8 protein-coding genes are annotated in these 12,484 nt (G+C 47.9%); 4 read left to right on the forward strand and 4 right to left on the reverse strand.

What is annotated here, in order from left to right:
• Positions 1-47: 47 nt before the first annotated feature.
• Positions 48-1,232 carry a mandelate racemase/muconate lactonizing enzyme family protein gene (locus KO518_RS04295; protein ID WP_216024601.1) on the forward strand — a complete coding sequence of 395 codons (1,185 nt, stop codon included), beginning with the start codon at positions 48-50 and terminating at the stop codon, positions 1,230-1,232.
• A 150-nt stretch (positions 1,233-1,382) separates the two neighbouring features.
• A complete protein-coding gene (locus KO518_RS04300) occupies positions 1,383-1,727 on the forward strand; it encodes a carboxymuconolactone decarboxylase family protein (protein ID WP_216024602.1) in 345 nt (114 codons plus the stop codon).
• A 34-nt stretch (positions 1,728-1,761) separates the two neighbouring features.
• Here KO518_RS04300 and KO518_RS04305 read toward each other — a convergent pair whose 3' ends face one another.
• Together KO518_RS04305 and KO518_RS04310 are read right to left on the reverse strand one after the other, a co-directional pair.
• Positions 1,762-2,607, reverse strand: coding sequence for an amidohydrolase (locus KO518_RS04305; protein WP_216024603.1), 846 nt, complete (start codon positions 2,605-2,607; stop codon positions 1,762-1,764).
• 6 nt (positions 2,608-2,613) lie between these two features.
• Positions 2,614-3,363 (reverse strand): SDR family NAD(P)-dependent oxidoreductase, encoded by a 750-nt coding sequence (locus tag KO518_RS04310; protein WP_216024604.1) that lies wholly within the window; start codon positions 3,361-3,363, stop codon positions 2,614-2,616.
• Between the two features lie 156 nt (positions 3,364-3,519).
• Between KO518_RS04310 and KO518_RS04315 the strand changes: the two genes are divergently transcribed.
• Positions 3,520-5,280 carry an acyl-CoA dehydrogenase family protein gene (locus KO518_RS04315; protein WP_216024605.1) on the forward strand — a complete coding sequence of 587 codons (1,761 nt, stop codon included), beginning with the start codon at positions 3,520-3,522 and terminating at the stop codon, positions 5,278-5,280.
• Between the two features lie 268 nt (positions 5,281-5,548).
• Positions 5,549-7,798, forward strand: a complete 2,250-nt coding sequence (locus KO518_RS04320) for a TonB-dependent receptor (RefSeq protein WP_216024606.1) — start codon at positions 5,549-5,551, stop codon at positions 7,796-7,798.
• 53 nt (positions 7,799-7,851) lie between these two features.
• Here KO518_RS04320 and KO518_RS04325 read toward each other — a convergent pair whose 3' ends face one another.
• Complete coding sequence (locus KO518_RS04325; RefSeq protein WP_216024607.1) at positions 7,852-9,306, reverse strand: TolC family protein; 1,455 nt, start codon at positions 9,304-9,306, stop codon at positions 7,852-7,854.
• Positions 9,296-12,481: an efflux RND transporter permease subunit gene (locus tag KO518_RS04330; RefSeq protein ID WP_216024608.1), complete on the reverse strand. Its 3,186-nt coding sequence runs from the start codon at positions 12,479-12,481 to the stop codon at positions 9,296-9,298. Before KO518_RS04330 ends, KO518_RS04325 begins: the two co-directional genes overlap by 11 nt.
• Positions 12,482-12,484 lie beyond the last annotated feature (3 nt).

Consider the following 12,484-nt stretch of genomic DNA (forward strand, 5'->3'; position numbering starts at 1 on the left):
TGCACAGCCGCACGCCCACCCCTTGTTTTCAATTTCAGGATACAACCATGAAAATTACCAAAGTTGAAATATTTGATATTGAGTGCCCAGAGCGCCCGCCGTGGAATCCGGTATTTGTAAGAATTTATACCGATGAGGGAATAACCGGGGTTGGCGAAGCAGGGCTAGCCTATGACTGGGGTCATTCAGCTGCTGCCCACATGATTAAAGAAATAGCTGAAGCCATGCTTATTGGCTGGAACCCGTTCAACACCGAAGGCCTGTGGGCGAAGATGTTGCGCGAAAGCTTTTGGGGTTTAGGTGGCGGCCCTGTAATTTACGCAGCAATGAGCGCCGTGGATACTGCCCTTTGGGATATAAAGGGCAAAGCCTTGGGATTACCTGTATACGAACTGCTGGGGGGTAAAACCAATGGCAAGCTGCGCTCATACGCCAGTCAGTTACAGTTTGACTGGGACAAGGAAATCACCAAACTCATTAAGCCAGAAGAATACGGGCGGGCGGCAGAAAAAGCCATGGCTGAAGGCTATACCGCGGTTAAAGTAGACCCAATTGTCTATGACAAAGACGGCAACACGCACTTTGACCGAACCAAAATCATTTCCAAAGCTGAAATGAAATTGTTCCGCGCGCGTTTGCAGGCCATTCGTGATGCCATGGGTGACGAAGGTGACATTATTTTTGAATGCCACAGTTTACCGGGCGCCACTACTGCCATTCAATTGGGAGAGCTGGTAGAAGAAGTTGGCTGCATGTACTACGAAGAACCGGTAAATTACTTGAATTCAAAGCTTCACGACAAAGTGGCCCGCAATGTAAAAGCACCGATTGCAGGCGGCGAACGCTTATATAACCGCTGGGGTATTCGTCCTTATCTGGAAGATCAGTCACTGGATGTCTTGCAGCCCGACGTGGGCTTGTGTGGTGGATTTACCGAAGCGAAAAAGGTGTGTGATTACGCCGATATTTACGATGTGCGCATTCAGGCTCACGTATGCGGAGGGCCGGTAGCCACGGCTGCCAGCTTACATTTGGAAACCGCTATCCCCAACTTCCTTATACACGAACACCACACGTATGCGACGAAATCGTGGAACCGTGAATTGTGTATTCAGGATCCACAGCCGGTAAAAGGCTTTATTGAAGCGCCAGACACACCGGGAATCGGTATCGAACTCAACGATGAGATCGTGTACCGCTCGCCCAACATGTCTGTAACTGCGCTTAAATAAGCACGTTGTCGATTGATGTAACAGTAACTCTTACTGCCGCTTAAGACATAGGGGCGGCATTTGTGCCCCAGGGTTACTTGTGTTTTAGTTCATACGTCAAGAGACACAACAATTACCGCAATTCATTTTTTGATTGTTCCTGGAGTAAACATGGCTAAGTCTTATAAAACCATTACCGACGATTTGAATCCGTACCTAGCAGAAGTAAAAAAAGGCGTCCCTGACGTAATGAAAGGTTTTTCGCAAATGGCTAGAGCTGCCACCAGCGACGGTGCGCTAGACAAGAAAGCCAAGGAATTAATTGCACTGGCAATCGGCATTGCTACCCGCTGCGATGGTTGTATTGGCTTTCACACCAAAGCACTAGTTGCGCTTGGTGCCACCCGGGCAGAAATAGAAGAAGTCTGTGGCATGTCGGTTTACATGGGGGGTGGCCCGTCATTCATGTATGCAGCAGACGCCCTACGCGCTTTCGACGAATTTAGCGAAAACTAGCACTCACGGTTACCCGAGACGCGTTGATGTTGATTCATCCAACATCAACGCGATACCAGTTTTGGGTATTGTGATACGCTAATTTACTTTGCAAGTGGGCCGGAATACACGCCAGCACAACCGACCAGTACTCTGCGTACTGCATGCGCCAGGTACAAAGGGGGAAGTTGCTGCCCAGCATGACTCTATCTTCGCCAAATTGTTGAATTGCCCGGGCTATCCATGGAGTTATGATGGCTACCTGCCATTGACGCTCATGCATTTCCCAACCAGACAGTTTTATCGCTACATTTTCACACGCCGCCAATGCCTGGAGACTATCCCGCCACTTTTGCTCGCTGGCTGCAAGTGGAAAGCCTGCATGATTAATCACCACAGAGAGCCTGGGATATCGCCTCGCTATATTAACGAGAGCCTCAACGCCTTTGCTGTCGCCGAGTGACAATTGAGCATCAAAACAAAAGCCCGCGTTTTCGAGTAAACTAAAATTATCATGACTCTTGGGTGCTGTTAGAATTTCACTTGCCGCGTCGTCAAGTATATGTCGGACGCCCACAACATGTTTTCTCTGTCGCAATGTCCGCAGCACAGATTCCCCCTGCTCATCCAACAGGTCAAATCCCGCTACGGCGGAAAATGGCGTTTTACACGTTGCTATCAGATAGTCAATCTCACGCCAGGGATGCTGATTGTCGAAACCGGCTTCAATATGCACAAACCCCGCTAGAGCCAGGTTGTCATCCAAACGCAGAGCATCTTCACTAAAGCTTTTAGCTATGTGTGACTTGTCGGGCCAAAACGGTGGGTTCTCTGGCGCCAACCAATCGTACTTGCCGACATCTACGTTGAATAAATGTAAGTGGGAATCAATTATTTTCATTGGACATTACTGTGCTGTGTAGCCGCCATCAATGCTGTGTAAACTGCCGGTGATAAACTTTGCTTCATCGCTGGCCAGGAAGTAAGTTAAAGCGGCAACTTCGTCAGGTTGCCCCAAACGGCCCAAGGGCTGTGCAGCTTGCTCTTCGGCGTGTACCACTTGTTTATCTGCGCCGCTCTCTGCGACATATTTGTCGATAGCACAATGATATAACGGCGTCTCGACGGTACCCGGGCACACGGCATTGGCGCGAATCTGATAGCTGGCATAATCAAGAGCCGTAGTTTTCGCCATAGATGCCAAAGCGGCTTTACTCAAATTGTAAGCAAAAGAATTTCGCTTACCCACCAGAGCTTGATCAGACGCCATGATAACGATTGCCCCACTCTGCGCTTTTTTCATCGTAGGCAGTACTGCGCGAATGGCGTGATACGCCCCTTTTACATTTAAAGAAAATACCCTATCCAAAGCGTCTGGCGTCGTGTCTTCAATGGTGGCCGAGTAATGCATCCCGGCGTTACTTACCAAACAATCAATACGCCCAGTTGTCGACACAATATCGTTAATGGCCAGTTGAACAGCATTGCCATCAGTCACATCACAATAAATCCATGTTGCCGCTTCGTTGCTGTTTTCAAACCCGCGAATATCCAGATTAAAAACCCGATATCCTTCTGCGACAAACTTGCGCACCACGGCTAAACCGATACCCAGACTTCCACCCGTTACTACACATACAGAACAAGGTTGATTCATTGCCCCTATTTCCATCCTATTGCAACAATAAAGGCATATTACGCGTTGAAACCAATAATGACAAAAAAGTAAAAAATGAATACTAAGTCTACTCTCTCACCTTGATTTGTGCATATAATGTTAAAATTCAAACACCCGTTTAAATTGGAGTTCACTATGCCTCAATATCAGGCTCCCCTTGCTGATTTTCAGTTTCTGCTACGCGACTGGTTGTCACTGGACAACCACTATCAATCGTCAGGACTGACGGATTTTGACTTCGAACTCGCCAATGAAGTGATATCTCAGGGCGCAAAGTTCGCAGAGGATATTGTCGCTCCTCTAAACCGCGATGGCGATGAAACAGGCTGCACTCTGAAAGACGGCAACGTAACCACACCACCGGGCTTTGCTTCTGCTTATCGCGATTACGTCGCGAATGGCTGGAACGCCATGTTAGGCCCCGTTGAATATGACGGGCAAGGATTACCATACACCATGGCTGTACCAGTTCACGAAATGCTAAATTCGGCAAACCTCAGTTGGCGTCTCACCACTATGCTAACGGAAAGTGCGGTGTTAGCGGTGACCCGACACGCCAGCGACGAACTCAAAAATCAGTATCTGTCTAAATTGGTAACCGGCGAGTGGACAGGCACCATGAACCTCACAGAACCCCAGGCAGGCACTGATCTCTCGCTGCTGTCAACCAAGGCTGAACCCCAACAGGACGGGAGCTATCGCATAACCGGAAGTAAAATTTTTATCACTGGAGGCGATCATGACTGGACAAGTAATATTATTCACATGGTACTGGCGAGACTACCGGATGCTCCCGCAGGAGTGAAAGGCATTAGTCTGTTTCTGGTTCCCAAATTCCTACTGGATGACGTTGGAGAAACAGGCGTAGCCAACAGCCTGTCGGTGGGCAGCATTGAACACAAAATGGGCATCAAAGCCAGCCCAACCTGCGTGATGAATTTCGACGGCGCCACTGGCTGGTTAGTAGGCGAGGCAAACCAGGGCTTAGCATGTATGTTTACTATGATGAACGACGCCCGTTTCCAGGTCGGCCTACAAGGGTTGGCGGCCGCCGAAGCATCGTTCCAGGGCGCATTAACCTATGCCAGGGAACGACAACAAAGCCGCGCTCCCCAAGGCATACAACAGCCGGACAGCAATGCTGATCCCATCGTGTATCAACCCGATGTAGCCAGAATGTTATTAACGCAGAAAACCCTCACAGAGGGAAGCCGGGCGCTGTCTATGCTGTACGCCAAATACATGGACATAGAACACTACGGGGATGACTCGGCAAAAGCACATGCCGGTAAGGTGCTTCAGTTTCTGACCCCAGTTTGCAAAGCCTTCTTTACTGATATGGGACTGGAAGCAACAAGCCTGGGCATTCAGGTATTTGGCGGCCATGGCTATATCCGCGAATGGGGAATGGAGCAACTCATGCGGGATGTTCGAATTGCACAGCTATACGAAGGCACAAACGGCATTCAAGCATTAGATCTCATTGGTCGCAAACTTACGCGTGATGGTGGAAATATGCTCAATGCCACGCACAGTGTGTTTGCGAATATGGTCTCAAATATCCAAGAGGATTCCTGGCGTCAAGCAGCCGAAACTGCACTATCCCAATGGCATGATCAATCTGTTCAGTGCCTGGGAATGGCACCTGCCGATGCTGCCGCCGCCGCTTGTGACTACCTCGCTTATACGGCCTATTCACTTCTTAGCATCTGTTGGTACAGTATGGCAGATACCGCACGTCGCGGGGACAATCAAACTCTCGCCGCAGCAAAACGCAAATGTGCAGAGTTCTACAACCAGCGAATACTTCCCCGTCGCGATGCGCACCTGGCCGCCATGAAAAGTGGTGCCGAAAACGTGTTGTCAGTATCCGATAGCGAATTTGATTACCTCTAGCTGCGCCTTTGGGCCACAGTTCGCGCTCTGGCCCTGCAATTAAAGATCCGGTATCAAGGGGTACACTTATCCTTACTGCACTTTCGTTGGATTACCTGAGTTGACGATTGGATATACCATTTTTCATATATCCTGCTAGAATCCGGCCGCGCGCAAGCTGGCCCGATTTTGTGATCGACCTCCCAATCGGCTAAGCTTGAAGTGTTTTAGCCATGTGCTTTGCCTGAAGCACACTCAACAATTTGATGATAATAATTCTGGTGACACTATGAAGACTCCGAATAAAGCTATGCTGGCACTGTGTGTACAGGCTGCGCTTCTGAGCTACAATACCAACGCACAGGATTCTGCCAGCGCAGAAACCCAACAAGTGCTGGAACAAATTACTGTAACTGCCCAAAAACGGACACAAACCATCAAGGAAGTACCTTCCAGTGTTGTGGCCATTTCCAATGAGAGCCTGCAGGATTACCTAGGCGCAGGTGAAAATATTCGCGCCTTAGCCGGTCGGGTCCCCAGTTTGCAAATTGAATCATCAAACGGACGACAGTCACCGCGCTTTTACCTGCGAGGCTTGGGAAATACCGATTTTGACGTAAACGCCAACCAACCGGTGTCACTGGTTTTGGACGAAGTGGCATTGGAAAACCCAGTCCTAAAAAGTGTGCCTTTGTTTGATATCGGCCGCGTAGAAGTACTCACGGGACCGCAGGGCACCCTATTTGGACGAAATACCCCAGCTGGTCTGGTTAAAATTGATACTGCCGCACCGGAATTTGATAATTACGGTTACGCGCAGGGTGGTTTCGGTAGCCGCGGCACCAAATTTGTTGAGTCGGCCTACAACCTTGCGTTGTCAGACAACTGGGCGGCACGTGCATCTTTCAAATACCAGGAACGCGACGCCTGGATCGACAACGTCGTTCGCGATGAAAAAGTAGGCGGTTACGACGAATTCGCTTACCGCTTGCAGTTCTTGTACGATGGCGGTGATACCCGCGCGTTGTTTAAATTGCACGGCTTCGATCAGGACGGTGACATGCCCCAAGTTTTCTACGGCAACGCACTTGCCGTAGGTGAAGAAGGGCTGAGAGCCGGCTTTGACGAAAAAGTCATCTATCACGATGGGCCGGCGGGCTTTGAGATGGATCACACAGGTATCAGCCTCAAGGTAGAGCACGATTTCTCTCACTTCAATTTTGTCTCTGTTACCGGTTATGACGAAGTGGAAAGCTTTAGCTATGCCGATATCGACGGAGGTCAGGGCATTAATGGTACAACTTGTACCTTAGACGGTGTGCTGGCCGGCCAGGAAGGATGCTGGTTTGCCCATACTGGTTCTGGCGACGGTTTATCTGACCACTATCAGTTCAGCCAGGAATTTAGAATTTCAGCCCAGCGGGACAACTTTTTCTACCAGGCCGGGGTATTCTTCTTCCGCGAAGACTTTACCGTAGATAGCAAAGATTTCACTACCGATCTGGATGTACTGGCGTTTGCTCAGGTAGATCAACTAACAGAATCACAAGCCATTTTCGGACAGGTAGAATACACCTTGAATGAAAATACTGCGGTTACCGCAGGTATTCGCTACACGTCTGACGATAAAGAGTTGACAATCAACCGCATCGAAAACACTGATCCGGCCCTGGTTGGCACTTCAGAGTATCATGAGAAAGGCGATGACTACATCAACTTCGATATTTCAGTTCGCCATGATATCAACGACGAATGGACGGTGTTTTCTCGCTTTGCGAACTCGTCACGTGGTCCGGTCACTCTGGGCCGCTTTGGGTTTTATTCAGAAGCCGACACTGAGACCCTTAACTCCTTCGAAGTAGGCCTGAAAAGCTTGCTCTGGAATGGCGGCGCCCGCTGGAACATCACGGCCTACACATACCGCATTGACGACCATCAGCTTACTGCAACCGGTGGCGAAGCCAATACTAACTCGCTGCTGAATGCAGACAACACCTTCGGCGCGGGTGTTGAGACAGATTTCGAAGCCTATCTTTCTGATGAACTTCGTTTGAACTTCAACATGAGCTACAACAAAACAGAAATTCGCGATGACGAATTAAAAGCTGAGCGCTGTGCTTCAACACCAACCTGTACCTCATCTGATGAAGTTGCCAATGTTGTACCAGGTCCGTTTGGTCCGGTTACCACGGTGTATATTGACGGAAATCCTCTACCCCGAGCGCCGGAGTGGATAAGCAATATATCTCTGAATTATGAAACGCCGTTTCAGGACGGCTACGCCTACGCACAAACTGACTGGAACTATCGCAGTGAATCCAACATTTTCCTGTACAACGCTGTGGAGTTTGTCGCTGAATCCCGGTTAATGGGCGGCGTTCGTTTTGGCTATAAAAATGACGAAGGTCTGGACCTGGCGGTAGTGGGACGCAATATCACCAACCAGATAACCGTTGATGGCGCGTTGGATTTCTTAAATCTCACGGCTTTTGTCAATGAGCCCCGTTACTGGGGTGTGGAAGCGCGGATAGCGTTTTAACGAAGCTCCGCTGGACAAACAGGGACAGGAGGGCTATGCCCTCCTTCGTTATACTAAGACTGCCAACCTCCTCCTAGCGCTTGGTACAAATCGACCAAAGCGGTCATTTGTCGCTGTCGAGTTTCTATAAATTCACTGCGCGCTTCCAGCGCCTCGCGTTGTGCAAGCAAGACTTCAAGATACTCCCCGTGTGCGGAAGAGAATAGCTGGTTGGCAATATCAACAGAATCTTCAAGAGAGGCTATTTGCTCCCGCTTAGCATTTGCGCTTTTCTCCAGGTTATCGAGTTTGGACAGGCTATTAGACACTTCCGCTACAGCGGTTAAAAGTGTTAACTCATACTCATAAGCCGCCTGAATTTGCTCTGCACTGGCATTTTTATACACAGCCTCGATGGCGCGGCGATTGATCAAAGGTGCAAATATATCGCCCGACAGAGAATAGGCCAGTGATTCAGGTACATTAAACAGGTAACGACTATCAAAGGCTGACAAGCCTACTCCGGCTTTTAATTCAAACGAAGGGTAAAAGTTGGCTTTGGCCACATTGATATTAAGATTAGCCGCCTGCAGAGTCAGCTCGGCCTTTTTGACATCAGGCCTGTTTGCCAGCATTGTAGAAGGTACACCTACGGGAGGGTGAACAATATCCGTATTGAATAAGGTCTGGCTGTCTCTCTCTATATGCTGAAAGTTTCGCCCCAACAGCAGGTTTATCGTGTTTTCTTTTTCAGCGATTTCCTGCTCAATGAGATAACGCTCACTTTCATTCCTTTTCACTTCAGCATTGAAACGGGCCACCGGCAATGATGAGGCTCGCCCATATTCTTTAAGCGCATTTATAGTTCGAATAACATCGCGCTGTAACGCTATCGTAGCGTCGATATTAGCCAACCTGTTATCCAACGCAAGCAACTCATAATAGCTACGTGAAACTTCAGATACTAACTGGGTAATAAAAAAGTTTTTGCTTTCTACCGAAGCTAAATATTCTAGGGAAGCCACTTTTGTCGCATCCCTTAACTTATGCCAAATATCCACTTCCCAGGAAGCATTCAGCCCTGGCCTCAAGTTGGCCAATGGATCTGCAAACGCTTTTCCTTCTTTAATTTCTAATTGTTCTTCCACGGCCCCGTCACGGGTGTATTCCCCCACTTTCTCAGTTTCTGCAGCAATGCCTGCAGATACACCAGGCAAATATTCACCTTCTCGCGCATACACCTCATTTGACGCCATGTTGATACGCTGTATAAGCACAGCCACTTCCTTATTGTTTGCTACCGCACTTTCCACTAAATTGGTCAAATACGGGTCGTCAAACCACGCCTCCCATTGTATTGTCGCCCCACTATCTGCCTTAGCCGTATTGCTTTCACCGTTGAATTGCTCAGGCAAAATGATAGATGGGTCGTGAATTTGTATTGAGGGAATAGCACACGCCTGCACCAATATTGCACTTCCAAGTGCAATCAAAAGCGGCTTAATTAAAAATCGCGTTTTATTTTTCATCGCTTAGCACCTCGTCATTGTAGTGGTAAGTTTCGGTGAGGGGGACGTGATCCTCGTTTTTAATCAACGACTTCCCTTCTTCTAATTTGGCAAACAAGTAATACAGCCCCGGAATTACCACCACACCAAAGACCGTGCCACAAAGCGTGCCACCAAGAGCCGAGGCGCCGATAGTACGATTGCCAACTGCGCCAGCCCCCGTCGCTATCACCAATGGAATAAGCCCCGCTACAAAAGAGAAAGAAGTCATCAAAATAGGACGAAAGCGCTGTTTTGCCGATTCAACGGCAGCATCAGCTACAGACAAACCCTGCTGGTTTTTTTGAACCGCGTATTCAACTATCAATACGGCATTTTTACCAAGTAGCCCGACTAACATCACAAGGCCTAACTGAGCGTATACATCATTTGCCAACCCCATGCCCTTGAGAAGGACGAACGACCCAATAAGACCACTAGGCAGCGATAAGATTACAGCCAGGGGTAAAAGCAAACTTTCATACTGAGAAGCAAGAACAATGTAAACAAACAGGAGAACCACAGCAAAAATCACGATTGCTTCGTTCCCCCGTTTAGCTTCGTCAAAAGACAACCCTTCCCAGCCTATGTCATAGCCTTTTGGCAAGGTGGCAGCAGCGACGTCTTCAACCGCCTTTATCGCCTCAGCAGAGGTATAACCAGCAGCAGGTTCAGCGCGAATGGCTGCCGATGTATACAGGTTATATCTCGTTATTTCATTTGGCCCCTGGGTTTTCACTAACTTCATAAACGCAGAATACGGCACCATTTCTCCGTCTTCATTCCGCACATAATAGTCCATGAGATCGCTGGGATAGCGGCGGTATTCCGGTGCACTTTGCGTATACACTTTGTAGAAGTTGTTAAAACGAGTAAAGCCCTGTTCATAGGTACTACCAATCAAAATATTAAGGTTTTCCATTGCTTTGCCAATAGAAACCCCTTTTTGCATGGCCGCTTGGTTGTCTATTTCAATTTTGTACTGAGGGTAATCTGCGGCGTAGAACGTAAACAAGCCATTGAGCTCTTTGCGCTTAGACAATTCATCCATGAACGATTTATTGATTTTATCGAACTCCTGATAATCTGTGCTATTTGTCTTATCAAGTAAGCGGAAAGACAAGCCGGATGAAGCACCGTAGCCAGGTACCACAGGCGGCTCGAAATACTCAACAACGGCACCAAGGTGGTGAGATTTAGCCTCTAATTCTTCAATAATTTCCTCCACTGACCGCTCTCTATTCGACCAGTCTTCGAGGTTTATCAAACAGGTTCCGGCGTTTGAACCACGTCCTTCGGTTAAGATTTCATAACCTGCTAATGACGAAACAGAAGCAACGCCATCAACCTCCAAAGCCAAACCTTGGAGCTCCCGGGCTACTGCATTCGTTGCTTCCAAGGTGCTGCCAGGGGGTGTTTGTATAATCGCGTAAATTTGCCCTTGATCTTCGCCTGGAATAAATCCGCTGGGGAGTATTTGGTTGAACCCAAATGTACCAGTAATAAATACGCCAAGTGAGAGAACGGTAACGATTCGGCGAGTAACCAAGACTTTGATAATTTGGGTATAGCGGCCCGTTAATTTCTCAAACCAATAGTTAAATACATCAATAAACCTGCTTATCGGAGTGGTCTTTCTGGTGTGCGAATGTGGGTTTTTAAGCAGCATCGCGCACAATACAGGCGTTAGAGACAGCGCGACGATACACGATATAATAATGGACGATGCCATAGTAATAGAAAACTGGCGATAGAAAACACCTACCGGCCCGGTCATAAACACCAATGGCACAAACACCGCGGTCATAACCAGCGTAATAGCAATAATGGCCCCGCCCATCTCGCCCAGAACTTGTTGTGTTGCTGTATAGGGGCTCAAATTGCTTTTCTCCTCCATTTTCGCATGCACAGCCTCCACAATGACAATGGCATTGTCGACTACAATCCCAATGGCTAATACCAACGCAAAAAGCGTAATGAGATTAATATTGACCCCCGTTGCCTGCATACAAAAAAAGGTACCCACAAGGGAAACGGGTACAGCTAATAGTGGGATTAATGTGGAACGCCAATCGCCCAAGAAAATAAATACCACTAACGACACCAACACAAAGGCTTCAAACAAGGTATGCAGGACTTGCTCGATGGATGCATCCAGAAACTTTGAAACATCGTAATTGATTTCGTACGTCATACCTTCGGGGAAGGTTTTTTCAAGTTCCGCCATTTTGGCTTTAACTTGTGATATCACTTCATTAGCACTGCTTCCGTAATTTTGTTTAAGCACTATCGCCGCAGAAGGATAACCATCTTTATTGGAGTAGATATCGAAAAATTCGCTGCTGAGTTCAACGTCGGCAATATCACTTAACTTAAGCAGTTTTCCGTCGCTGTCTGCGCGAATAATGATATTCTTGTACTCATCAGGTTCGTCGTAACGCCCTTCGTAAATAAGTACATATTCTTTCGATTGGGCACTTATGCCCGAGCTTCTACCCAAACGGCCGGGACGGCCGATTAAGCTTTGCTCATCAATAGACTCCATGACTTCGTCAACGGACACATTATAAGCGCGCATACGGTCCGGCTTTAACCAAATGCGCATGGCGTATTGTCTGCTTCCGAGAATTTTAGCGCTCGCAATACCGTTAACCCGTTGTATCTCGGGAATGATATTAATATTTGAATAGTTGTATAAAAACTTCTCGTCGGCATCTTCATCCGTGCTATACACATTGATATACATCAGCATACTGGGCTGTACCCGTTGCAACACCACCCCTTCTAACTGAACCAATTGAGGAAGGCGGTTCATTATCTGGTCAAGCCGTGTTTTCACATTGATTAACGCTTGATTAGGATCGACGTCCAGATCGAAGATAACCTGAATAGTTGCTTCCCCCGCACTGGTGGCGTCAGAAACAATATATTTCATTCCCGGCACACCGTTAATTGAACGCTCTATGGTAACCAACGACGACTTCACTAATACATCGGCGCTGGAACCAGGATAAGCAAGTGAGATAAGTACCCGGGGTGGTGCAATATCGGGGAATTGAGAGGTCGGTAGGGTGAAGACCGACAATACACCCAAAAATATAATCATAAGTGACAGCATGATTGCCATTACCGGGCGCTTAATAAATACTCCAAACATGTC

Source organism: Aestuariibacter sp. A3R04 (genome assembly GCF_018860805.1).
Classification (GTDB): Bacteria; Pseudomonadota; Gammaproteobacteria; order Enterobacterales; family Alteromonadaceae; genus Alteromonas.

Excerpts from the sequence above, each read along its gene's own strand:
- KO518_RS04330 (WP_216024608.1), bottom strand. The coding sequence starts at position 12,481 with ATGTTTGGAGTATTTATTAAGCGCCCGGTAATGGCAATCATGCTGTCA.
- KO518_RS04325 (WP_216024607.1), bottom strand. The coding sequence starts at position 9,306 with ATGAAAAATAAAACGCGATTTTTAATTAAGCCGCTTTTGATTGCACTT.
- KO518_RS04315 (WP_216024605.1), top strand. The coding sequence starts at position 3,520 with ATGCCTCAATATCAGGCTCCCCTTGCTGATTTTCAGTTTCTGCTACGC.
- KO518_RS04305 (WP_216024603.1), bottom strand. The coding sequence starts at position 2,607 with ATGAAAATAATTGATTCCCACTTACATTTATTCAACGTAGATGTCGGC.
- KO518_RS04295 (WP_216024601.1), top strand. The coding sequence starts at position 48 with ATGAAAATTACCAAAGTTGAAATATTTGATATTGAGTGCCCAGAGCGC.
- KO518_RS04300 (WP_216024602.1), top strand. The coding sequence starts at position 1,383 with ATGGCTAAGTCTTATAAAACCATTACCGACGATTTGAATCCGTACCTA.
- KO518_RS04310 (WP_216024604.1), bottom strand. The coding sequence starts at position 3,363 with ATGAATCAACCTTGTTCTGTATGTGTAGTAACGGGTGGAAGTCTGGGT.
- KO518_RS04320 (WP_216024606.1), top strand. The coding sequence starts at position 5,549 with ATGAAGACTCCGAATAAAGCTATGCTGGCACTGTGTGTACAGGCTGCG.